This window comes from Streptomyces sp. NPDC049541, assembly GCF_044465725.1.
In the GTDB taxonomy this organism is placed as follows: Bacteria; Actinomycetota; Actinomycetes; order Streptomycetales; family Streptomycetaceae; genus Streptomyces.
Genome location: NZ_JBITLY010000009.1, coordinates 113,229 through 134,627, shown reverse-complemented (window position 1 = coordinate 134,627; position 21,399 = coordinate 113,229). Strand labels below are relative to the sequence as shown.

Below are 21,399 nucleotides of genomic sequence, written 5' to 3'. Positions count from 1 at the left end.
GTGTGGGTGTCTCATTCAATGGACACGTTGGATCCACTCGAACTTGGAGGGCCGGCAGTGAGCACCGAGCTGCGTCGTCTGCGCAACTACATCGACGGTGAGTTCCGGGACGCCGCCGACGGACGGACCACCGAGGTGGTCAACCCCGCGACGGGCGAGGCGTACGCGACCGCGCCGCTGTCGGGCCAGGCGGATGTGGATGCCGCCATGGCCGCGGCCGCCGCCGCCTTCCCGGGCTGGCGCGACACCACCCCCGCCGAGCGCCAGAAGGCCCTGCTGAAGATCGCGGACGCGTTCGAGGAGCGGGCCGAGGAACTCATCGCGGCCGAGGTGGAGAACACCGGCAAGCCGATCGGGCTCACGCGGTCCGAGGAGATCCCCCCGATGGTCGACCAGATCCGCTTCTTCGCGGGCGCGGCCCGGATGCTGGAGGGCCGCTCCGCCGGTGAGTACATGGACGGGATGACGTCCATCATCCGCCGTGAGCCGGTCGGCGTCTGCGCGCAGGTCGCGCCGTGGAACTACCCGATGATGATGGCCGTGTGGAAGTTCGCGCCGGCGATCGCGGCGGGCAACACGGTCGTGCTGAAGCCGTCGGACACCACCCCGGCGTCCACCGTCCTGATCGCCGACATCATCGGGTCGATCCTGCCCAAGGGCGTCTTCAACGTCATCACCGGCGACCGTGACACCGGCCGGCTGATGGTCGAGCACCCCACCCCGGCGATGGCCTCCATCACCGGCTCGGTGCGGGCGGGCATGTCGGTCGCCGAGTCGGCGTCCAAGGACCTCAAGCGGGTCCACCTGGAGCTGGGCGGCAAGGCGCCGGTCGTCGTCTTCGAGGACACCGACATCGCCAAGGCCGTGGAGGACATCTCCGTCGCGGGCTTCTTCAACGCCGGCCAGGACTGTACGGCGGCCACCCGCGTCCTCGTGCAGGAGGGCATCCACGACGAGTTCGTCGCCGCGCTCGCCAAGGCGGCCGCCGAGACGAAGACCGGGCAGCCGGACGACGAGGACGTGCTGTTCGGCCCGCTCAACAACCCCAACCAGCTCAAGCAGGTGGCCGGTTTCATCGAGCGGCTGCCCGCGCACGCCAAGGTCGAGGCCGGCGGCCACCAGGTCGGCGACAAGGGCTACTTCTACGCGCCGACCGTGGTCTCCGGGCTGAAGCAGGACGACGAGATCATCCAGAAGGAGGTCTTCGGTCCCGTCATCACCGTCCAGTCCTTCACGGACGAGGACCAGGCCGTGGAGTGGGCCAACGGCGTCGAGTACGCGCTCGCCTCCTCGGTGTGGACCAAGGACCACGGCCGTGCGATGCGGATGTCGAAGAAGCTGGACTTCGGCTGCGTGTGGATCAACACGCACATCCCGCTGGTCGCGGAGATGCCGCACGGCGGGTTCAAGAAGTCCGGCTACGGCAAGGACCTGTCGGGGTACGGGTTCGAGGACTACACGCGGATCAAGCACGTGATGACCTCGCTGGACGCCTAGTCCCCACCCCGTGACGCGGCCCCGGACGGATCAACCACCGTCCGGGGCCGCGCCGTTCGACAGGGTGTCCGGCGGGTGAGGGCGTACTCGACGCTGCGTCGATTGTCGGCGTACAGGCAGGGACGGCATGCTGCGCCCATGCCCCTCACGCCGAAGACCTCCGCCCCCTCCCGTCGGTCCCTGCTGCGCGCGCTGGGTGGTGGTGCGGTGCTCGGCGGCCTGGCCGGCTGCGGGGTGCCCGCCGCGTATGTGCGGCCGGGCGAGCGTGCCGGCGCCGATCTGTCCGCCCGTGACAAGCGGCTGACCTGGGCGAACTGGCCGCTGTACATCGACACCGACGACGACAACCCGAACCGGCGGCCCACGCTGGAGGCCTTCGAGAAGCGCACGGGGATCTCCGTCGAGTACACCGAGGAGATCAACGACAACGACGAGTTCTTCGGCAAGATCAGCCCCGCCCTGATGAACCATCAGCGCACGGGCCGCGATCTGATCGTCATGAGCGACTGGATGTGCGCGCGGTTCGTGCGGCTCGGATGGGTCCAGGAGATGGACCGGGCCAGGCAGCCGAACGTGGCCGAGTACCTCGACCCGCAGCTGCGTTCGCCCGCCTTCGACCAGGGCCGCAGGTACTCGGTGCCGTGGCAGTCGGGCATCACCGGCATCGCGTACGACCGCCGCAGGCTCGGCCGCGAGATCCGCCATGTCTCGGACCTGTGGGCGGGCGACCTCAAGGGGCGGGTGACCCTGCTGTCCGGCCTGGACGAGGCCTTCGCGCTGCTGATGCAGGGCGACGGCGTCGACATCACCAGGTGGACGGCGGCCGACTTCCACAAGGTCTGCGACCAGGTCGAGAAGTACGTCGCGCGGGGCCACATCCGTCGCTTCACCGGCAACGACTACACCAAGGACCTGGTCAGCGGCGACGTCCTGGCCTGCCAGGCGTACTCCGGTGACGTCATCCAGCTCCAGGCCGACAACCCGCACATCCGCTTCGTCGTGCCCGAGGAGGGCGCGGAGCTGTGGGCCGACTCCCTGATGATCCCGGACCGCGCGGCGCACAAAAGGAACGCCGAGCGGCTCGTCGACTACTACTACGCGCCCGAGGTCGCCGCCGAACTCGCCGCCTGGGTGAACTACGTCTGCCCCGTCCCCGCCGCCCAGCACGTCCTCGCGGCCGCCAAGGACAAGGACACCGCGGCCCTCGCCGAGAACCCGCTGATCTTCCCGGACGCCGAGATGCGCAAACGGCTCGTGATCGCCCGGGACATCACGTCGACGGAGCGGGTGGAGTTCGCGAAGCGGTGGAACAAGATCGTGGGGTTGTGAGGCGCGGGGGCGGGCGGCAGCGGCACCGCCCGCCGGTCAGGCGGGCAGCGTTCGGATGGCTGCGATGTCGAACTGGAGGCGCACCTTCTCGCTCACCATGGCGCCGCCCTCCGCCAGTTTCTGGCTGTATGTCAGGCCCCATTGGGAGCGGTTGATGGTGGTCGTGCCGTCGAAACCCACCCGCTCGTCCCCGAACGCGTCGACGACATGCCCGATGTAGGTGAGCTCCAGGTCGACGGGGCGCGTGATGTCCTTGATGGTGAGCTCGCCGTTCATGCGGTAGACGTCGGGCTCCACGAGCTGCACCGTCGTACTGACGAAGCGCATCCGCGGATGGTTCGCCGCGTCCAGGAAGTCACGGCCGACCAGGTGCGCGTCGCGCTGTTCCACGCCGGTGTCGACGGACGCCGTGGACAGGACGATCTCGGCGCGGGAGCGGGAGGGATCGCGGCCGTCGAAGTAGAGCCGGCTCTGGTACTCGGTGAATGACCCGCGCACGGTGGTCACCATGGCATGGCGGACGGAGAAGCCGATGCGGCTGTGTGCCGGGTCGATCAGCCACTCTCCGGTCAGCGCCGCGAGAGCGGGATCCGCACGGTTCGCTGTGGGGGCGAACGCGGGGGGTCCGAGGGGGTGTTGCGGGGCGGTGGGGGGAGCCGGGCGGCGCAGAGACGCAGCACGGGTGAACAGGTTCATGATTCACGTACCTACGTCATGACAAGAACGGCCGCAAGACACCTTCAAGACCCGCGCACACGGTCGTCACCGATTCCCCGATCAAAAGGCCGGATCCCACACCCCCGAGCGGCTTTGCCATCTCTTTACAACCGGCCTCCGCGCTGCCTCGTCTCTCCGCTCGATCAGTCACACAGCCCGCCGGTCGACCACCGGGCGGAACCGACGAAAGAGAGCGATTCATGCGCCGAACCGGCCTCAGTGCCATGGCACTTGCGTGCACCGCCGTGCTGGCGGGCGCGGTGCCCGCGTTCGCCGACGGGGCGAAGACGAGCCCGAGCCCCGTCCCCAGCGCCAGCCAGGCGCCCACCTCCGCTCCCAGTGCGCGTCCCAGCGCCAGTACCGCGCCGAGTGACGTGCCGAGCGCGGCTCCGACCCGGGTGCCGTCCTCGGGCCAGGTCTCCGTCGTGCCGAGCGGTGCGCCCAACACCGGTGTGCCGCCGACGACTTCGGACTCCTCCCACACGGGTGCGCTGGTCGGCGGGGGCGCCGCCGCGGCCGTCGTCCTCGGCGGCGGTGCCGTGTTCCTCGTACGCCGCCGGCAGGCGAACGGGGCATGAGCCCGCGCTCCGGGCGCGCCCTCGCCGTCATGGCGCTGGCCGCGCTGCTCGTCGCCTGCGGCGGCCCCGGCGCCACGACCGGGACCTCCGCGAGCCCGCCGTCCGCCTCCGCGCCGCCCCCGGCCAAGTCCGCCAAGTCGGTGTCCGCGGTGGGGCGATCGATCCCGGTCGGGCTCCGGATACCGGCCATCGGGGTGGACACCCCGGTGATGAAGCTGGGCCTGGCGGCGGACGGCAGCGTGCAGGTGCCGCCGATCGCGGCGCACGACCGGGCGGGCTGGTACGAGCACTCCCCGACGCCGGGCCAGACCGGTCCGTCGGTGATCCTCGGCCATGTCACGGTCGGCGCCTACGGGGACGGAGTCTTCCGGCGCCTGGGGGAGCTGCACCGGGGCGAGAAGATCGTGACGCGCCTGGAGAACGGCACGGCTGCGGTGTTCGCCGTGACCGAAGTCCGCACGGTGGCCAAGGCCCACTTCCCGTCGGCCGAGGTCTACGGGAACGTGAACCGGCCGGAGCTGCGGCTCATCACCTGCGGCGGCAAGCGGACCGGTGACGGCTACCTCGACAACGTGATCGTCTTCGCGACGCTGAGCTCCGCCGGCCCCTGACCCGGCCACCCGGAACCCGGGCCGGCGGAACGTACGCCGCCGGCTCGGGGTCTTCCTCCACAAGCGCCCCTACCAGTGCCCCCACGACCCTGGAGAACGTTGAAACGGTCCCGTGAGAAGGCCGCGTCCGAGCTGTTCGCCGCCCTCTATCCGCGTCTCGCCGGCTGGTGTCGCCGGCTGGTCGACGACGACGAGACGGCGCACGAGATCGCCTCGGAGGCGTTCACCCGGCTCTGGGCCCGCTGGACGTCCGTCGCGGAGCCGCGCGGCTTCCTCTACGTCACCGCGGCCAACCTCGTCCGCGACCACTGGCGCAAGCTGGAGCGCGAACGCAGAGCCGTGCGCCGGGCGACCTCGGAGGCCGCGGTGGCCCCGCATCCCGAACAGACGGACCCCTCGGTACGGCTGCTCGTGCAGTCCCTCCCGGAACGACTGCGCGTCCCGATCCTGCTGCACTACTACGCTGACATGCCGATCCGGGAGGTGTCCGTGCTGACCGGACGCAAGGAAGGAACCGTCAAGGCCGACCTCCACACGGCCCGCGAACTGCTCCGCGCCCACCTGAGGAGAAGCCTTGATCACACACTCTGACGAGGGCCCGGACTTCGACCCCGAGGACCCGCTCACCGTTCTCCTGCGGCCTCCCGCGGAGTATCTCGGCGCACCCCCCGGCCGCTACGAGGAGATCCGCCGAGGTGCCTCCCGCCGCCGTCTTCTGCGCGCGGCCGCCGGAGCGGCCCTGACCTGCGGTGTCGCCGTTCTCGTAGCGCTGCCCCTGCATCTGACCGCCTCCGACGGCCCGGCCTCCCCGGTGGTCCCGCTCGCCCCGCCGCCCGCGAGCAGCCCCTCGACGCTGCCGCCCTCGACGACGGCCCCGGCCCCGGCCCCGGACACTCCCACTCCCAGCGACAGCCCCTCCACCGTCCCCCACCGTCCCTCGACCCCCCGCACCGCCCAGCCGTCGGCAAGCTCCGTGCCGACGTTCGCGCAGTCGGCCCGTACCGGAGGTGCCATCCCCTCCAGCAGATGACCGACAGCGGTTTTGAACACGTTCAACAACGGCGTACGCTGCTGCCATGAGCGACAGAGCCGCCCTGCTGAAGGGCATCCGCGCCTGGCTGGCCTTCTTCGTCGTCTGCCTGGTGCTCAGCGGCGCCACGGCCTTCCCCCTGGTCCACGAACTGCGCTGGACCGAGGACCTGCTGAGGGCGCTGTCCGTCCCGGACCACGTCCCCGCCCTCATGGACTGGATCGAGCGCGTCCGGCACGGACTCGACACCGCCGACGCCGACTACCCCTTCCTGCTCTACGGCACGGACTGGCTCGCCTTCGCCCACCTCGTCATCGCCGTCGCCTTCTACGGCCCCTACCGCGACCCGGTCCGCAACATCTGGGTCGTCGAGTTCGCGATGATCGCCTGCGCCGGCATCATTCCGCTCGCCCTGATCTGCGGACCGCTCCGGGGAATCCCCTTCTGGTGGTCGGTGATCGACATGTCGTTCGGGGTCTTCGGGGTGCTCCCGCTGTACGTCGTACGGAAGAAGATCAAGCGGCTGGAGGGGCTGGGTGTGGGGGCGTCTCAGCGGTTGAAGGCGGGGTAGGCGAAACGCTCGGCGGTCCCCTGGCCGTCGCCCTTGGCGTCGGTCGAGGTGACCGAGTAGACCAGGGTGCGGGAGAGGTCGGGGGTGGCGGCGATCACCGTGGCGTAGCCGGGCCGCGAGCCGGTCTTGCCCCAGATCACCTTGCCGTTCAGCTCGAACCGCTCCAGCGCCGCCGCGTACCGTGCGCCGGGCACGTCGGGAAGCGTGAACATCTCCCTGAGCTGCGGCTCGGGCACGACCCTGCCACGGAACAGCCCCACCAGCAGTCGCTGCAGATCGGCGGTCGTGGAAATCAGGTCCCCGGCCGCGAACCGGTCGGACATGTTCCAGTCGGTCACGTCCACCAGCCTGCCGTCGATCCAGTCGTACCCGCGGTTGTGCGGACCGTGGATGCGGGGGTCGGCGCCGACGGGGAACGAGCTGTCCCGCATGCCGAGCGGCCGGAAGATCCGTACCGCGGCCTGGTGCGCGTGCGAGTCGCCGGTCACCTTCTCGATGAGCATGCCGAGGACCGTGTAGTGGATGTTGTCGTAGTCCTGCCGTGTGCCGGGTGCGTACGCCGGCCCCTTGGCGACGGAGGCCGCCACGACCTGCCGCGGGGTCAGCGTCTCAAAACGGTGCGGGTACCCGTCCTCGACCGTGTCCCCGAGGGAGGCGCCCGACTGCAGACCGCTGGTGTAGTTCAGCAACTCCCGTACGGTGACGGGCTCGAACTCCTCGGTGAGAAGGCCGGGGAGATACTGCTGCACGGTGCCGTCCAGGTGGATACGGCCCTCCGCGGCCAGTTGCAGCACGATCGCCGCGGTGACCACCTTCGTCACGGAACCGGCCCGGAAGCGCCCGTTCTCCAGCGCCGGTGCCCCGGTCCCGACGTCCCGCACGCCGGACGTGCCGTGCCACGTCCCGTTGCCGCCGACGCGGATGGCCGCGGAGGTCGCGTCCGTGTCGGGCAGCCCCGCGATGGCGGCACGCAGGGCGTCGGTGTCGGGGCCGGTGGCGGCGGGGGCGGACACGGAGCCTGGCGCGGTCGCGGCGAACGCGGGCGCGGCCAGCGGACCGGCGGTCAGGGCGAGGACGAGGGAGGCGGCGAGGATCGTCGAGGTGCGGGCGCGCATCGGCTGCTCCTGAGGGCTCGGTGGCAGGGGTCGTAGATCATCCTCGGGGTGGCGGAGGCGGCACGGATCGTCGTTGAGGAGGGCATGAATCCCTGACCGGTCCCGGAGCAAGTCCCTTACGGAGTGCGGGCGTTGCGGGGGATCACCCTTACGGGCACTGACGGTCACCGGCCCGTCGGGCGCGGCTCGCCGAAAAAGTGTTATCCCGCCCCTCTCCACCGCGTCTCCTCTCGCGTCCCCCATTCCCCCCACACCCGGGAGCCCCACATGCCCCGCCCGCACCCGGCGCCCACTGTGATCCCCGACATAGCCGGCACCCCCGGTACGGCTGAGAAGGTGCGGTCCGGCGGCATATGACCCGGGAGAGGACGGACGTGGACGAGAGGGCCGGGCATCAGTGGCGCTCCACCATCGCGGCGGCACAGGCCGGTGACCGGCAAGCGCTGGACGATCTCGTCGCGGGCTGGCTGCCGCTGGTCTACAACGTCGTCGGGCGGGCCCTGAACGGCCATGCCGACGTCGACGACGTCGTCCAGGAGACCATGCTGCGCGCCGTCGACAACCTCGGCTCGCTCCGTGACCCGGACAGCTTCCGGTCCTGGCTGATGGCGATCGCCATGCGGCAGATACGGGACCGGGCGCGCCGCAGGTCCCCCCGGCAACTGGACGAGGGCGCCGCCCGGGAGGCCACCGACTTCGCGGAACTCACCGTGCTGCGGCTGCAGTTGGAGGGGCAGCGGCGCGAGGTCGCGGAGGCGGTGCGCTGGCTGGACGACGAGGACCGGCAGCTGCTGTCGCTGTGGTGGCTGGAGGTCGCGGGCGAGCTGACCCGGCGGGAGCTGGCCGCGGCCGTCGGTGTCAGCCGGCAGCACGCCGCCGTACGCGTCCAGCGGATGAAGGAGCGCCTGGAGACCTCCCGCGGGATCGTGCGCGCGCTGGACGGGGCGTGCCCGGAGTTGCGGGAGCTGACCGGCCGCTGGGACGGGCGGCCCGACTCGGTCTGGCGCAAGCGGCTGGCCCGGCACATCAGGGGCTGCGCCTACTGCGGCGACGCCCGCGAGTCGGTCGTACCGGCGGAGCGGCTGCTGGCCGGCATCGCGCTCGTACCGGTCCCGGTCGGCTTCACGCTCTCCCTGGCCCTCGGCGGCAAGACGACCGTGGCCGCCGGCTCGGTCGGCTGGTCCGCCAAGGTGCTCGGCGTCCTGACCAAGCCCGCCGTCGCCGTCACGGCGAGCGCGACCATCGTCGCGGGCGGCGCCTACGTCGTCACCCAGACCCCGCACACCCCGCCCCCGCGCGCCTCCGGCACCCCCACGGCGTCGAGCACCCACCGCCCTCCGCCCCCGTCCGCCCCGCCCACGCCCTCCCCGTCCCCCTCGGCGACGAGGACGAAGCAGAAGCCCGCGCTCTACGGCAGCGTCGTCGACGCCGTCGACACGGCGCCCGCTCCGGACAGACCGCCCGCCGCCCTCCCGCACCGGCCCGCGTCCGGCATCACGAGCACCGGCGGAGCGCACGCCCAGCTGAACCACCGCGGCGACAGCGTGACGCTCACCGGCCAGGGCTATGTCCAGGTCCGCTGGCAGATCGCACCGCAGTACCGGCCCGGCGCCCTGGTCCCGCCGAGCTGGACCGGCCTGAAGGGCAGGCTCTTCCACGTGGCCTCGGGCGGCGGCCGCCGTATGGACGACCGTGTCAGCAGCACCGACCTCACGGCCACCGGCATGGGCAGCAAGGCCACCGGCTTCGACGTCCTGCCGCCCGGCACCCAGCAGATGTGGCAGAACGAGTACTTCTACGTCGACGGCAGCGTCACGCTCACCGTGAACGAACGCGGCGCCGACTACAACCTGTACGTCTCCCCGACCACTTGGGACGCCGTCGAGAAGGACATCACCACCGGCCCCGCCCAGGGGGCGATCCGGTACGGCCTGGTCCGCGACACCGGCAAGGACGACACCCCGGTCCCGCAGTACGTCACCCGCGCGACCCCGTCCGACCCGGCGACGGTGGCCCAGCGCTCACGGGTGTAGCCGTCCGCCGCCGCCCCGCAGGGCGCACAGGACGTCGACCCGGTTGGTCGTGATCGAGTCGACGCCGAGGCCGATGAGGCGGCGCATGGAGCGGCGGGTGTCCGGGGTCCAGACCGACAGCAGATACCCGTCGTGGTGGACCCGGGCGGCCAGGTCGCGATCCACCAGGGAGAAGCGGTAGTTGAGCCAGCGCGGCTTCACCGCCGCGAGCAGCGCGGGGCGCGGCGGCGCCAGACTGGTGCAGGTCAGCGCGATCTCGGCGGATGTGTCGGCGGCGCGGACGGCGAGCATCGCGGTGGCGTCGGCGGTGTAGTACACGCGGTCGGCCGCCCCCGCCTCCCGCACGGCGTCCACGATGCGGCGCGCCGACCGCTCGTCCCGCAGCCCCGGCAGGTCCAGCATCAGCCGGGTGCCGTCGGTGGCGGCGAGCGCCTCGGTGAGTGTCGGCACCCCGCCGTCGGTGAGGCCGCGCACCTCGGCCGCGGACAGCGAGCGCAGCGGCCGCTCGTGCTCCCACAGCCGTTTCAGCGTCTCGTCGTGCAGCAGCACGGGCACGCCGTCCTTGGTGAGCCGTACGTCGATCTCGACCGCGTCCGCGCCCTGCCGGAGCGCGGAACGCAGCGAGTCGATCGTGTTCTCGCGGACGCGGTAGGGGTCGCCGCGATGGGCCACGGCGGTCACGTTCTGCATGGCCCCATTGTGGAGGTCGTCCTGCCGAAGGGGGTCAGGGGGCGAGCCAGGCCGAGGTGTAGGAGTCGATCTCGTCCTGGATCGCGGCCTTGCCGGCCTCGTCGAGGAAGGAGGCGTCGACGGCGCTCTTGGCGAGCGCGGCGATGCCCTCTGCGTCGAGGTTCAACAGGCGGGCGGCGACGGCGTACTCGTTGTTGAGGTCGGTGCCGAACATCGGCGGATCGTCGGAGTTGATCGTGACGACGATCCCGGCCTTCACGAACTCCTTGATCGGGTGCTCGTCGAGGCTGCGGACCGCGCGGGTGGCGATGTTGGAGGTCGGGCAGACCTCCAGCGGGATCCGGTGCTCGGCGAGGTGCGCGAGGAGCTTCGGGTCCTGGAAGGAGTTGGTGCCGTGCCCGATGCGCTCGGCCCGCAGATGGGTGAGCGCGTCCCACACCGTCTCCGGTCCTGTGGTCTCGCCGGCGTGCGGCACGGAGCGCAGCCCCGCCGCGATCGCCCGGTCGAAATACGGCTTGAACTGCGGTCGCGCCACCCCGATCTCGGGCCCGCCGAGCCCGAACGACACCAGCCCCTCCGGCCGCAGCCGGTCGTCGGTGGCGAGCCGCGTCGTCTCCTCGGCGGCCTCGAGACCTGCCTCGCCGGGGATGTCGAAGCACCAGCGCAGCACCGTCCCGAACTCGGCCTCCGCCGCCTTGCGGGCGTCCTCGATGGCGTCCATGAAGGCGCGCTCTTCGATGTTGCGGCGGGTGGAGGACCACGGGGTGACGGTCAGCTCGGCGTAGCGCACCTGCTGCCGGGCCAGGTCCCGGGCCACCTCGTACGTCAGCAGCCGTACGTCCTCCGGGGTGCGGATGAGGTCCACGACGGACAGGTACACCTCGATGAAGTGCGCGAAGTCTGTGAAGGTGAAGTAGTCGACCAGGGCCTCGGGGTCGGTGGGCACCTTGGAGTCGGGGTGCCGGGCGGCGAGCTCCGAGACGATCCGGGGGGAGGCGGAGCCGACGTGGTGCACATGCAGTTCGGCCTTGGGCAGTCCGGCGATGAAGGTGTGCAGGTCGCGCGGCGCGGCGGCGAAAGCGCCCAGGTGCTGGGTCAAGGGTTCCTCCCCGGAACGGCGCCCCGGGGCGGCTGGCCCGAGCGGGACGCGGGTGATCGGCTGATCGGTGGATCGGGATCATCGTAGGCCGGGTCCGGGGCGGGGGTGCCGCCGGAGGGGAAGCCGGTGCCGGGGCAGGCGGCAAAGCCGCCACGACGAGGCTTTACGATGGCGTGACGGTCGACCGAGGGGGACAGGGACGTGGCGGACCAGATACAGCCGCGCGGGGGCGCAGGAGCAGACCACGACCCGTGGGCGCCGCCCGAGCACAAGACCTCGCTGGAGAAGGGCGGGCAGCCGGCCGCGGCCGGGCAGCAGCCCCTCCCGCAGGACCAGCAGCCGCCGCAGGTGCACGACCAGGCCACGGTGACGTCCCTGCCGGGCGACGGCTTCGCCCCGCCCGGGTTCGGCGCCCCCGGCGGCTGGTCCGAGTCCGCCGTACCGCCCCCGCCGATAGCGCCGACCGGCCCCGGCTTCGGCCCGCAGGGCCCGGCGGCACCCGGCGGATACGGCTACCCCGCCTACCCGCAGGGCTACGGCTGGCCCGGTATGCAGCCGTACCCGCAGAACGGCATGGGCACCGCGGCGATGGTGCTGGGCATCCTGTCCTGCTGCCTGTTCTGCCTCTACGGCATCGTCTCCCTGGTCCTCGGTGTCCTCGCGGTCGTCTTCGGCGTCAAGGGGAAGCGGCGGGCGGACCGGGGCGAGGCCAACAACCGCGGCCAGGCCCAGGCGGGCTTCATCACGGGCATCGTCGGGATCGTCCTCGGCATCGCCACGATGACCCTGATGATCATCGCGCTCGTCGCCACCGTGCACAACGAGCGGAACAACGTGGACGAGGGCCCCTCCTACAACTCCGCCCCCACGCTGTCGGCCCCACAGGTGACCGGCACCTGACCCACCCGATTCGGCCCGTCCAGTCCCCCTGCCTCGCCCGCCGACCCGCCTCGTCCCACCGGCCGGGTCTGGCGCGCCTGGCCTGGCTCGTGTCGTCCGCTCGCCGCCCGTCCGCTTGCCCGGCTCGGCTTGGCCAGTGTTGCCCGGCTGCCTCCCCTGGCTAGTTCGCCCGTTCGCCCGGCCCGGCTTGGCAAGTGCCGCTCGGCTGCCCGCCTGGCGCGCCTGGCTTGGCTCGTGTCGTCCGGTCGCCCGCTCGGCTCGGCTGGTTCGGCGCTGCTCTGGCCTGGTCCGGCGGCCTGCCGAGTCCCTCTCGTCCCGCCTGCCTGGTCCGGTCGCGCGCCCGCCTGGCGTGGCTCGTGTCGTCCGGTCGCCCGCTCGGCTCGGCTGCCTCGTCCGGCCCGGCTGGACCCGCCGACCGGGTCCGGCTCGCGTCGCCCGCCTGCCTCTCTCGGCTTGGCTCGTCTCGTCCGGTCCGGCCCGGCTCGTCCCTCTGGCCTGGTCCGGCGGACTGCCTGACCCGTCTCGTCCCGCCTGCCTGGTCCGGCTCGCCTCGCGCGGGCGCTCGCCTGCCGTGGCCCGTGCAGCCCGGTCGCCCGCCTCGCCCCCAGCTTGGGCCCCCGCCCCGGCGCGGGCGGGGTGCAGGTCGGCCCGCTCACTGCTCGCGCAGTCGCTCCCGGGCCTCCATCAAGGCGAAGCCCAGCAGGTTCGGGCCCCGCCAGCGGGTCGGGTCGGTTGCCGCCTCGTCGTCCGCCCTGAGGCCTATGCCCCACACCCGGTCCACGGGGCTCGCCTCGACCAGGACCCGATCGCCCGTGCTCACCAGGAACTCCCGCAGATCCGTGTGCGCGGCGAACTTGTGGACGCTGCCTTCGACCACGATTCCGAAGCGCTCGCGCTGCCATGCCGCCTCGTCGAAGCCGCGCACCAGCCGCCCCGCCTTCTTGGCCTGCGACGGATGGCCCGCGGAGAGCACCCGCTGCTCGGCCTCCGGGTCGTCGAACAGCCGCGCCTTGGCCGCCATCATCCAGTGTTCGGCGGTCGCGTAGTCCACCCCGTCCACCGTGAACGGGGACGGCCACCACTGGCTCAGACAGCTCGGCCCCACCCGGCCGTCCGCCCGCGCCCGGTGGCCCCAGAAGTGCAGGTACTTGACCCGGGCCCCCGCGCTGACCGCCCTGACCAGTGCCTCCCGCGAGCCGATCCTCCCGGTGGTGAACTCCCCCGTCATCTCTTCCATGCATGCGAGTCTCGCAGCCACCACTGACACTCCGTCCCCCCTTTTCCGAGCTCACTCGACACCTGGTCGACAGATTCCGTCGCGTAACCGAAAGGCAACAACGGAATCCCTTGTAGGAGTGCCATAGCTCTGTCAGGATCGGCACTCAAATCGAGCTGGAGCTACGCCACCCGCCCCCTGGAGCCGCGGGGCGACGGCGGAGGAGAGCGACATGCAGAACCCGGGCACCGCCACCCCGGAACGATTCCCCGCACAGGACCGCTTCGCGGACGGCGCGCAGTTCATCGCGGGCCGCCTGACGAAGGGCACCTCCGGCCGTACGCACGCGGTCGTCGACCCGTCGACGGGCGAGGAGGTGTACACGTACGAACTGGCCGGCCCCGACGACGTCGACGCCGCCGTGGCCGCCGCGCGCGAGGCCTTCCCCGGCTGGGCCGCCACCACCCCCGGCGAGCGCTCCGACGCGCTGCACCGCTTCGCCGCCGTACTCGCCGAACGCGCCGAGGATTTCGCCCGCGCGGAGAGCCTGCAGTGCGGCAAGCCGCTGAAGCTGACCCGCGAGTTCGACGTCCCGGGCACCATCGACAACACCGCCTTCTTCGCGGGCGCCGCCCGGCATCTGCAGGGGCAGTCGGCCGGTGAGTACTCCGGGGACCACACGTCGTACGTGCGACGGGAGCCCATCGGGGTCGTCGGGTCCATCGCGCCCTGGAACTACCCCCTCCAGATGGCCGCCTGGAAGATCCTCCCGGCGATCGCCGCGGGCAACACCATCGTGCTGAAGCCCGCCGAGCTGACCCCGCTCACCTCCCTGCTGTTCGCGCAGGCCGCCACCGACGCCGGAATCCCGGACGGTGTGATCAACATCGTCACCGGTACCGGCAAGGAGGCCGGTGAGCGCCTCGTCGGCCATCCCGACGTGGCCATGACCTCCTTCACCGGCTCCACCGCCGTCGGCAAGCGCGTGGCCGAGATCGCCACCGCCACCGTCAAGCGCCTCCACCTGGAGCTCGGCGGAAAGGCGCCCTTCGTCGTCTTCGACGACGCGGACCTGGAGGCCGCCGTCCACGGCGCGGTCGCGGGCGCGCTCATCAACACCGGGCAGGACTGCACGGCCGCCACGCGCGCGACGTGCAGCGCCCGCTCTACGAGGCGTTCGTCGAGCGGACCGCCGCCCTGATGGAGACCGTACGGCTGGGAGACCCCTTCGCCCCCGGCACCGACCTCGGGCCGCTCATCTCGCACGTCCAGCGCGACCGCGTCGCCGGCTTCGTGGACCGGGCGCGTGCCTACGCGCGCGTGGTGACCGGCGGTGAGGCCCCCAAGGGCGAGCTCGAGAACGGCGCCTACTACCGGCCCACCCTGGTCGCCGACGCCACGCAGGACAGCGAGATCGTCCAGTCGGAGATCTTCGGACCGGTTCTGGTGGTCCTGCCCTTCGACAGCGATGACGATGGAATCAGGCTCGCCAACGACACCCCGTACGGACTCGCCGCCTCCGCCTGGAGCCGCGACGTCTACCGCGCGAACCGCGCCACCCGCGAGATCAAGGCGGGCTGCGTGTGGATCAACGACCACATCCCGATCATCAGCGAGATGCCGCACGGCGGGTACAAGGCGTCCGGCTTCGGCAAGGACATGTCCGCGTACTCGTTCGAGGAGTACACGCAGATCAAGCACGTCATGTTCGACAATACGGCGGTGGCCAGGAAGGACTGGCACCGCACCGTCTTCGGGGACCGCTAGCCGAACCGTGCCGCACGACCGGCGGCCACACTCCCGAAAGGGCAACCACGCGCATGGAGCAGTACGAGCCCGACCGCCCCACACCGGCCGTGGCGGCCGCGATGCGGCGCAGCCTGAGCAACGGCCGCGCGGCGATGACCCGGCGGTCCCTGATGCGCGCCTCCGCGGGCGGCGCGCTCACCGTCGGGGGACTCGCGGCGCTGAGCGGCTGCGGGATCCCCGCGGCGGGCAAGACACAGGGCGGTGTGTCCGCCGACGACCACTCGGCGAAGGAGAAGGTGATCAACTTCTCCAACTGGCCCGAGTACATCGACGTGGACGACAGCGGCAAGCACCGCCCCACGCTGGACGCGTTCCGCGAGCGGACCGGCATCACGGTCAAGTACACCGAGGACATCAACGACAACGACGAGTTCTTCGGCAAGATCCAGCCGCAGCTCGCCGCGGGCCAGGACACCGGACGCGACCTCATCGTGCTCACCGACTGGCTGGCCGCCCGCATGATCCGCCTGGGCTACGTCCAGAAACTGGACGCCTCCAACCTGCCGCACGCCTTCGCCAACCTCTCGGACCAGTTCCGCAGCCCCGACTGGGACCCCGGGCGCGCCTACTCGTACCCCTGGCAGGGCATCTCGACCGTCATCGCGTACAACAAGAAGGCTCTCGACGGCGTCGAGGTGAAGTCGATCTCCGATCTGCTCGACAACCCCAAGCTGAAGGGCCGGGTCGGCTTCCTGACCGAGATGCGCGACAGCATCGGCATGACGATGCTCGACATGGGCAAGGACCCGGCGAAGTTCACCGACGACGACTTCGACGCGGTGATCGCCCGTCTGCAGAAGGCCGTCGACAAGGGTCAGATCCGCCGCTTCACGGGCAACGACTACACCTCCGACCTCACCAAGGGCGACTTCGCCGCGTGTGTCGCCTGGGGCGGCGACATCGTCCAGCTGCAGGCGGACAACCCGGACGTCGGCTACGTCATCCCCGACAGCGGCTACATGACGTCGACCGACAACATGCTGATCCCCAACAAGGCGCGCCACAAGACCAACGCCGAGCGGCTCATCGACTACTACTACGAGCCGGAGCCGGCCGCCGAACTCGCCGCGTACATCAACTACGTGAGCCCGGTCGCGGGCGTGAAGCCCTACCTTGCCAAGATCGACAAGTCGGCGGCGAGCAACCCGCTGATCCTTCCCGACCAGGCCATGCAGGCGAAGTCCCACGCCTTCCGCTCGCTGAGCTCGAAGGAAGAGACGGCCTACCAGCAGAAGTTCGCGAAGCTCACAGGGGCGTGACGAAGATGACGACAGACAACAGCGGTGACGTCCGCCTCTCGGGCATCAGCAAGACCTACGGCTCCTTCACCGCCGTACACCCGCTCGACCTGACCGTGCCGCAGGGCTCCTTCTTCGCCCTGCTCGGCGCCTCCGGCTGCGGCAAGACCACCACCCTGCGCATGATCGCCGGGCTGGAGGAGCCCTCCGGTGGCACCGTCCACCTCGGCGACCAGGAGGTGACGCATCTGCCGCCGTACAAGCGGCCGGTGAACACGGTCTTCCAGTCCTACGCCCTCTTCCCGCACCTCGACATCTTCGAGAACGTCGCCTTCGGTCTGCGCCGTCGCGGCATCAAGTCGGTGAAGAAGCAGGTCGAGGACATGCTGGAGCTGGTCCAGCTCGGCGAGCAGGCCCGCAAGAAGCCGCACCAGCTCTCCGGCGGCCAGCAGCAGCGCGTGGCCGTGGCCCGCGCCCTGATCAACCACCCCAAGGTGCTCCTCCTCGACGAGCCCCTCGGCGCCCTCGACCTCAAGCTGCGCCGCCAGATGCAGCTGGAGCTCAAGCGCATCCAGACCGAGGTCGGCATCACCTTCATCCATGTCACGCACGACCAGGAGGAGGCCATGACGATGGCCGACACCGTCGCCGTGATGAACGCGGGCCGTGTCGAGCAGCTCGGCTCGCCCACCGACCTCTACGAGAACCCGAAGACCACCTTCGTCGCCAACTTCCTCGGCACCTCCAACCTGATCGAGGCCGAGGTCGACACCAAGAACGGCGACGACATCGTCCTCAAGGCGGGTGGCGGCAAGCTGGTGCTGCCCGAGGCGCGATGTTCCGCACCCACGACGACCGGCGGCAAGGTCCTGGTCGGCGTCCGCCCGGAGAAGATCTCCCTCACCCACGCCGACGACGCCGGTGAGATCGCCGAGGGCCGCAACCGCATCACCGGGAAGATCGCCGACTCCAGCTTCATCGGTGTCTCCACGCAGTACGTCATCGACAGCCCCGTCTGCCCCGAGTTCGAGGTCTACGCCCAGAACATCGACCGCGACGCCCGGCTGGTGCCTGGCGCCGAGGTCGTCCTGCACTGGAATCCGGCCCACACCTTTGGCCTGGATGCCGCCCAGGACATCGACGCCGGCATCGAGGAAGAGGCGACGGTCTGATGGCGACCCTCACCGAGGCGCCGCCGCCTCTCTCCCCGACCGCCCCCGAGAAGAAGCCCCCGCGCAAACGCGGCCGCCTGGTGCCGTACTGGCTCCTGCTCCCCGGCATCCTCTGGCTGATCGTCTTCTTCGCGCTGCCGATGATCTACCAGGCCTCCACCTCCGTGCAGACGGGCTCCCTGGAGGAGGGCTACAAGGTCACCTGGCACTTCGTCACCTACTGGGACGCGCTGTCCGAGTACTGGCCGCAGTTCCTGCGCTCGGTCGCCTACGCGGCCGCCGCGACCGTCCTGTGCCTGCTCCTCGGCTACCCGCTGGCGTATCTGATCGCCTTCCGTGCGGGCCGCTGGCGGAACCTGATCATGGTGCTGGTGATCGCGCCGTTCTTCACCAGCTTCCTGATCCGCACCCTCGCCTGGAAGACGATCCTCGCGGACAGCGGCCCGGTGGTGAGCACCCTCCACACGCTGCACGTCCTGGACGTCACCAACTGGCTCGGCTGGACCTCCGGCGACCGCGTCCTGGCCACCCCGCTCGCCGTCGTCTGCGGACTGACGTACAACTTCCTGCCGTTCATGATCCTGCCGCTCTACACCTCGCTGGAGCGCATCGACGGGCGGCTGCACGAGGCGGCGGGCGATCTGTACGCCAGACCCTGGACCACCTTCCGCAAGGTCACCTTCCCGCTGTCGATGCCGGGCGTGGTCTCCGGCACGCTGCTGACCTTCATCCCGGCGGCCGGCGACTACGTCAACGCCGAACTGCTCGGTTCGACCGACACCCGCATGATCGGAAACGTCATCCAGACCCAGTTCCTGCGCATTCTGGACTATCCGACGGCGGCGGCCCTCTCCTTCATCCTGATGGCCGCGATTCTCCTCATGGTCACCCTCTACATTCGCAAGTCCGGGACGGAGGATCTGGTTTAAATGTCCGTCCTCAACTGGCTCAAGCGCCATCTCGTCGTCATCGCGGGACTGCTGACGCTCGGATATCTCCTGCTCCCGAACGTCATTGTCACGGTGTTCTCCTTCAACAAGCCGAAGGGGCGCTTCAACTACCAGTGGCAGCAGTTCTCCACGGACGCCTGGAAGGATCCCTGCGGTGTCGCCGACATGTGCGGCTCGCTGTCGATCAGCCTCCAGATCGCCCTCTGGGCGACGATCGGCGCCACCGTCCTCGGCACGATGATCGCCTTCGCGCTGGTCCGCTACCGGTTCCGCGCGCGGGGCACCGTGAACTCGCTGATCTTCCTGCCGATGGCGATGCCCGAGGTCGTCATGGCGGCCTCGCTGCTCACCCTGTTCCTCAACCTGGGTGCCCAGCTGGGCTTCTGGACGATCCTGATCGCCCACATCATGTTCTGCCTCAGCTTCGTCGTCGTCGCCGTCAAGGCGCGCGTGATGTCCATGGACCCGCGTCTGGAGCAGGCCGCACAGGACCTCTACGCCGGCCCGGCGCAGACCTTCCTGCGCGTCACCCTGCCCATCGCGGCCCCCGGAATCGCCGCGGGTGCGCTGCTTTCCTTCGCGCTCTCCTTCGACGATTTCATCATCACCAATTTCAACGCGGGTTCGACCGTCACCTTCCCCATGTTCGTCTGGGGCTCGGCACAGCGCGGCACGCCCGTTCAGATCAATGTCATCGGTACGACGATGTTCCTCGTCGCCGTGTTCTTCGTGCTGGCCTCCATGCTGATCAGCAATCGCCGCAACAAGCAAAAGGCGTAATCGCAGAGACCGTGTAGGGAGTTGAAATCATGGCCCCAAGCGCCATGAACCGCTGGACAAGGTCCCTCTCCGACGCACAGCCGGTCCCGTACTGGCTCGAAGATCCCGGCAAGCCCCACCCCGAGCCCGCACTGACCGGCGCCGAGACCTGCGATCTGCTGGTCGTCGGCGGTGGCTACAGCGGACTGTGGACCGCGCTCATCGCCAAGGAGCGCGACCCCGCACGGGATGTCGTCCTGCTGGAAGGCCGCGAGGCGGGCTGGGCCGCCTCGGGCCGCAACGGCGGCTTCTGCGCCGCCTCCCTCACCCACGGCCTGCCCAACGGCCTGACCCGCTGGCCGGACGAGATCCACAAGCTGCAGGAACTGGGCGCCCGCAACCTCGACGAGATCGAGAAGGCGGTCGCCCGGCACTCCCTCGACTGCGACTTCGAGCGCACCGGCGAGATCGATGTTGCCACCGAGACCTACCAGGCGTGGGAACTGCGCGACTGGTACGAGGAGATGGAGCGCGAGGGCCTCGCCGAGGGCGTCGAGTTCCTGGACGCGGAAGCGGTACGGGAACAGGTCGACTCACCGACGTTCCAGGCCGGCCTCTGGGACCGTCGCGGCGTCGCCATGCTGCACCCGGCGAAGCTCGCCTGGGGCCTCAAGCGCGCCTGCCTCGCCCTCGGCGTCCGCGTCTACGAGCACACCCCCGCCCTCACCCTGAAGCCGTACGGCGCCGGCGTGGCCGTACGCACCCCCTACGGCTCCGTCCGCGCCCGCAAGGTCGCGCTCGGCACCAACATCTTCCCCAACCTGATCAAGCGCGTACGGGCGTACACCGTCCCGGTCTACGACTACGCGCTGATGACCGAGCCGCTCAGCGAGGAGCAGCTGGCGTCGGTCGGCTGGAAGAACCGCCAGGGCCTCGGGGACAGCGCCAACCAGTTCCACTACTTCCGGCTGTCCGCCGACAACCGCATCCTGTGGGGCGGTTACGACGCGATCCACCACTACGGCGGCCGGGTGCGCCGCGAGTACGACGACCGCCCGGAGACCTACGCCAAGCTCGCCGGGCACTTCTTCACCTGCTTCCCGCAGCTGGAGGGCGTCCGCTTCACCCATGCGTGGGGCGGCGCGATCGACACCTGCTCGCGGTTCTCGGCGTTCTTCGGCACCGCGCACCACGGCAACGTCGCCTACGCGGCCGGCTACACGGGCCTCGGCGTGGGCGCCACCCGCTTCGGCGCCGAGGTGATGCTGGACCTGCTGGCGGGGGAGAGCACGGAGCGGACCTCGCTGGAGATGGTCCGCAAGAAGCCGCTGCCGTTCCCGCCCGAGCCCTTCGCCTGGACCGGCATCGCGCTCACCAAGTGGTCCCTGGCCCGCGCGGACGCACACGGCGGCCGTCGCAACCTCTGGCTGCGCGCGATGGACCGGCTCGGGCTCGGCTTCGACAGCTGAGTGGCACCCGATCCACAGCGCCTGTGATCCAGCTCACTCAAACAGGCCGGGAAAACCCGCGTAATGCCCGCCAGGAGACCTCCCTCTCTCCCGTGACGCGACCAGCGTCCAGGAGAGACAGGAGGTCTCCTCATGGCTGGGGCGAACACGGCGGTCGAGTGGCTGGCGTCCGTTGCTCCGGATCCCGAGGCCTGCCGCTGGGAGTGGGAGCGCAATCCCCAGGGGATCGCGCTGCTGCCCGCGGGCAGGGCCTGGGACGTGCTCATCCTTCCGGCCGGGCTCGGCTATGCCACGCTCGACGTCCTCACCCGTTTCCTCGACCGGCCGGGCCCGGTGCTCGTCGACTTCGGGGACGCCCGCATGGGCTTCTTCGTGCCGCCGGGCACCGCGTCCCGCTGGCTCGGCACCGGCATCCGTACGGCGGGCGCCGGCACCTGGATCGTGGTGCCGTACCCGGGACGCTCGACCGGCGGCGTCCGCTGGCTGGTTCCGCCCGACGGTTCGGGCACCCTCACGGACCCCTCACTCCTCGAACTGGCGATGCACGAGGCGGCGGCGGGCCTGGCGCGCGAGGAGGACGGCTGACGGGCCACTGATGGCCAGAGGTCCGGACAGG

Annotated in this window: 19 protein-coding genes and 2 pseudogenes; 16 read left to right on the top strand and 5 right to left on the bottom strand. The window is 70.6% G+C overall.

Translation table 11 applies throughout. The annotated features are described in order from the left end of the window. Nucleotides 1-57: 57 nt before the first annotated feature. On the top strand, nucleotides 58-1,497 hold the full coding sequence (locus ACIBW9_RS30550) for a gamma-aminobutyraldehyde dehydrogenase (RefSeq protein ID WP_398960271.1): 1,440 nt from the start codon (nucleotides 58-60) through the stop codon (nucleotides 1,495-1,497). A 138-nt stretch (nucleotides 1,498-1,635) separates the two neighbouring features. Further along, nucleotides 1,636-2,826, top strand: coding sequence for a spermidine/putrescine ABC transporter substrate-binding protein (locus ACIBW9_RS30545; RefSeq protein ID WP_398960270.1), 1,191 nt, complete (start codon nucleotides 1,636-1,638; stop codon nucleotides 2,824-2,826). 36 nt (nucleotides 2,827-2,862) lie between these two features. Here ACIBW9_RS30545 and ACIBW9_RS30540 read toward each other — a convergent pair whose 3' ends face one another. Next, entirely contained in the window at nucleotides 2,863-3,522 is a 660-nt protein-coding gene (locus ACIBW9_RS30540; RefSeq protein ID WP_398960269.1) for a YceI family protein, read from the bottom strand. A 221-nt stretch (nucleotides 3,523-3,743) separates the two neighbouring features. Between ACIBW9_RS30540 and ACIBW9_RS30535 the strand changes: the two genes are divergently transcribed. The 5 genes from ACIBW9_RS30535 to ACIBW9_RS30515 all read left to right on the top strand — a co-directional run bounded on the left by ACIBW9_RS30535 (nucleotide 3,744) and on the right by ACIBW9_RS30515 (nucleotide 6,333). Then, entirely contained in the window at nucleotides 3,744-4,121 is a 378-nt protein-coding gene (locus ACIBW9_RS30535; protein WP_398960268.1) for an LPXTG cell wall anchor domain-containing protein, read from the top strand. Further along, nucleotides 4,118-4,732 (top strand): class F sortase, encoded by a 615-nt coding sequence (locus tag ACIBW9_RS30530; protein ID WP_398960267.1) that lies wholly within the window; start codon nucleotides 4,118-4,120, stop codon nucleotides 4,730-4,732. Before ACIBW9_RS30535 ends, ACIBW9_RS30530 begins: the two co-directional genes overlap by 4 nt. Before the next feature lie 99 nt (nucleotides 4,733-4,831). Then, nucleotides 4,832-5,323, top strand: coding sequence for an RNA polymerase sigma factor (locus tag ACIBW9_RS30525; protein ID WP_398960266.1), 492 nt, complete (start codon nucleotides 4,832-4,834; stop codon nucleotides 5,321-5,323). Beyond that, entirely contained in the window at nucleotides 5,307-5,762 is a 456-nt protein-coding gene (locus tag ACIBW9_RS30520) for a hypothetical protein (protein WP_398960265.1), read from the top strand. Before ACIBW9_RS30525 ends, ACIBW9_RS30520 begins: the two co-directional genes overlap by 17 nt. Before the next feature lie 46 nt (nucleotides 5,763-5,808). Beyond that, a complete protein-coding gene (locus tag ACIBW9_RS30515; RefSeq protein ID WP_398960264.1) occupies nucleotides 5,809-6,333 on the top strand; it encodes a hypothetical protein in 525 nt (174 codons plus the stop codon). On the opposite strand, the gene ACIBW9_RS30510 is transcribed toward ACIBW9_RS30515, so the two are convergent. Next, nucleotides 6,312-7,448: a serine hydrolase domain-containing protein gene (locus ACIBW9_RS30510; RefSeq protein WP_398960263.1), complete on the bottom strand. Its 1,137-nt coding sequence runs from the start codon at nucleotides 7,446-7,448 to the stop codon at nucleotides 6,312-6,314. The two genes, ACIBW9_RS30515 and ACIBW9_RS30510, sit on opposite strands and share 22 nt — an antisense overlap. Before the next feature lie 353 nt (nucleotides 7,449-7,801). On the opposite strand from ACIBW9_RS30510, the gene ACIBW9_RS30505 reads away from it, so the two are divergent. Beyond that, entirely contained in the window at nucleotides 7,802-9,481 is a 1,680-nt protein-coding gene (locus ACIBW9_RS30505) for an RNA polymerase sigma factor (RefSeq protein ID WP_398960262.1), read from the top strand. On the opposite strand, the gene ACIBW9_RS30500 is transcribed toward ACIBW9_RS30505, so the two are convergent. Continuing rightward, complete coding sequence (locus tag ACIBW9_RS30500) at nucleotides 9,470-10,171, bottom strand: glycerophosphodiester phosphodiesterase (protein ID WP_398960261.1); 702 nt, start codon at nucleotides 10,169-10,171, stop codon at nucleotides 9,470-9,472. The two genes, ACIBW9_RS30505 and ACIBW9_RS30500, sit on opposite strands and share 12 nt — an antisense overlap. A gap of 34 nt (nucleotides 10,172-10,205) precedes the next feature. Further along, a pseudogene (locus ACIBW9_RS30495) lies at nucleotides 10,206-11,362 on the bottom strand (adenosine deaminase); the annotation flags it as partial. Nucleotides 11,363-11,471: 109 nt separating this feature from the next. Between ACIBW9_RS30495 and ACIBW9_RS30490 the strand changes: the two are divergent. Next, on the top strand, nucleotides 11,472-12,170 hold the full coding sequence (locus ACIBW9_RS30490) for a DUF4190 domain-containing protein (RefSeq protein WP_398960260.1): 699 nt from the start codon (nucleotides 11,472-11,474) through the stop codon (nucleotides 12,168-12,170). A gap of 652 nt (nucleotides 12,171-12,822) precedes the next feature. Here the strand turns inward: ACIBW9_RS30490 and ACIBW9_RS30485 are convergent. Next, a complete protein-coding gene (locus ACIBW9_RS30485; RefSeq protein WP_398960259.1) occupies nucleotides 12,823-13,407 on the bottom strand; it encodes an NADAR family protein in 585 nt (194 codons plus the stop codon). Nucleotides 13,408-13,618: 211 nt separating this feature from the next. On the opposite strand from ACIBW9_RS30485, the pseudogene ACIBW9_RS30480 reads away from it, so the two are divergent. From ACIBW9_RS30480 to ACIBW9_RS30450, 7 genes and pseudogenes are all read left to right on the top strand, one after another. Next, nucleotides 13,619-15,153 (top strand): annotated as a pseudogene (locus tag ACIBW9_RS30480) (gamma-aminobutyraldehyde dehydrogenase). Between the two features lie 53 nt (nucleotides 15,154-15,206). After that, nucleotides 15,207-16,454 (top strand): PotD/PotF family extracellular solute-binding protein, encoded by a 1,248-nt coding sequence (locus ACIBW9_RS30475; protein WP_398960258.1) that lies wholly within the window; start codon nucleotides 15,207-15,209, stop codon nucleotides 16,452-16,454. A 5-nt stretch (nucleotides 16,455-16,459) separates the two neighbouring features. Beyond that, nucleotides 16,460-17,605 (top strand): ABC transporter ATP-binding protein, encoded by a 1,146-nt coding sequence (locus ACIBW9_RS30470; protein WP_398960257.1) that lies wholly within the window; start codon nucleotides 16,460-16,462, stop codon nucleotides 17,603-17,605. Further along, the gene (locus ACIBW9_RS30465; RefSeq protein WP_398960256.1) at nucleotides 17,605-18,534 is read left to right on the top strand and encodes an ABC transporter permease; all 930 of its coding nucleotides are present in this window, start codon (nucleotides 17,605-17,607) and stop codon (nucleotides 18,532-18,534) included. The genes ACIBW9_RS30470 and ACIBW9_RS30465 overlap by 1 nt, the downstream gene beginning before the upstream one ends. Then, on the top strand, nucleotides 18,535-19,335 hold the full coding sequence (locus ACIBW9_RS30460) for an ABC transporter permease (protein WP_398960255.1): 801 nt from the start codon (nucleotides 18,535-18,537) through the stop codon (nucleotides 19,333-19,335). It abuts the gene before it with no gap. A 29-nt stretch (nucleotides 19,336-19,364) separates the two neighbouring features. Continuing rightward, complete coding sequence (locus ACIBW9_RS30455) at nucleotides 19,365-20,783, top strand: NAD(P)/FAD-dependent oxidoreductase (protein WP_398960254.1); 1,419 nt, start codon at nucleotides 19,365-19,367, stop codon at nucleotides 20,781-20,783. Nucleotides 20,784-20,915: 132 nt separating this feature from the next. After that, nucleotides 20,916-21,368: a hypothetical protein gene (locus ACIBW9_RS30450; RefSeq protein WP_398960253.1), complete on the top strand. Its 453-nt coding sequence runs from the start codon at nucleotides 20,916-20,918 to the stop codon at nucleotides 21,366-21,368. Nucleotides 21,369-21,399 lie beyond the last annotated feature (31 nt).

What these genes read in the sequence shown, in the direction of transcription:
- ACIBW9_RS30545 (WP_398960270.1), top strand. Translation starts at nt 1,636, where the DNA reads ATGCCCCTCACGCCGAAGACCTCCGCCCCCTCCCGTCGGTCCCTGCTG.
- ACIBW9_RS30535 (WP_398960268.1), top strand. Translation starts at nt 3,744, where the DNA reads ATGCGCCGAACCGGCCTCAGTGCCATGGCACTTGCGTGCACCGCCGTG.
- ACIBW9_RS30515 (WP_398960264.1), top strand. Translation starts at nt 5,809, where the DNA reads ATGAGCGACAGAGCCGCCCTGCTGAAGGGCATCCGCGCCTGGCTGGCC.
- ACIBW9_RS30455 (WP_398960254.1), top strand. Translation starts at nt 19,365, where the DNA reads ATGGCCCCAAGCGCCATGAACCGCTGGACAAGGTCCCTCTCCGACGCA.
- ACIBW9_RS30540 (WP_398960269.1), bottom strand. Translation starts at nt 3,522, where the DNA reads ATGAACCTGTTCACCCGTGCTGCGTCTCTGCGCCGCCCGGCTCCCCCC.
- ACIBW9_RS30510 (WP_398960263.1), bottom strand. Translation starts at nt 7,448, where the DNA reads ATGCGCGCCCGCACCTCGACGATCCTCGCCGCCTCCCTCGTCCTCGCC.
- ACIBW9_RS30530 (WP_398960267.1), top strand. Translation starts at nt 4,118, where the DNA reads ATGAGCCCGCGCTCCGGGCGCGCCCTCGCCGTCATGGCGCTGGCCGCG.
- ACIBW9_RS30465 (WP_398960256.1), top strand. Translation starts at nt 17,605, where the DNA reads ATGGCGACCCTCACCGAGGCGCCGCCGCCTCTCTCCCCGACCGCCCCC.
- ACIBW9_RS30460 (WP_398960255.1), top strand. Translation starts at nt 18,535, where the DNA reads ATGTCCGTCCTCAACTGGCTCAAGCGCCATCTCGTCGTCATCGCGGGA.
- ACIBW9_RS30475 (WP_398960258.1), top strand. Translation starts at nt 15,207, where the DNA reads ATGGAGCAGTACGAGCCCGACCGCCCCACACCGGCCGTGGCGGCCGCG.
- ACIBW9_RS30470 (WP_398960257.1), top strand. Translation starts at nt 16,460, where the DNA reads ATGACGACAGACAACAGCGGTGACGTCCGCCTCTCGGGCATCAGCAAG.
- ACIBW9_RS30485 (WP_398960259.1), bottom strand. Translation starts at nt 13,407, where the DNA reads ATGGAAGAGATGACGGGGGAGTTCACCACCGGGAGGATCGGCTCGCGG.
- ACIBW9_RS30505 (WP_398960262.1), top strand. Translation starts at nt 7,802, where the DNA reads ATGACCCGGGAGAGGACGGACGTGGACGAGAGGGCCGGGCATCAGTGG.
- ACIBW9_RS30450 (WP_398960253.1), top strand. Translation starts at nt 20,916, where the DNA reads ATGGCTGGGGCGAACACGGCGGTCGAGTGGCTGGCGTCCGTTGCTCCG.
- ACIBW9_RS30500 (WP_398960261.1), bottom strand. Translation starts at nt 10,171, where the DNA reads ATGCAGAACGTGACCGCCGTGGCCCATCGCGGCGACCCCTACCGCGTC.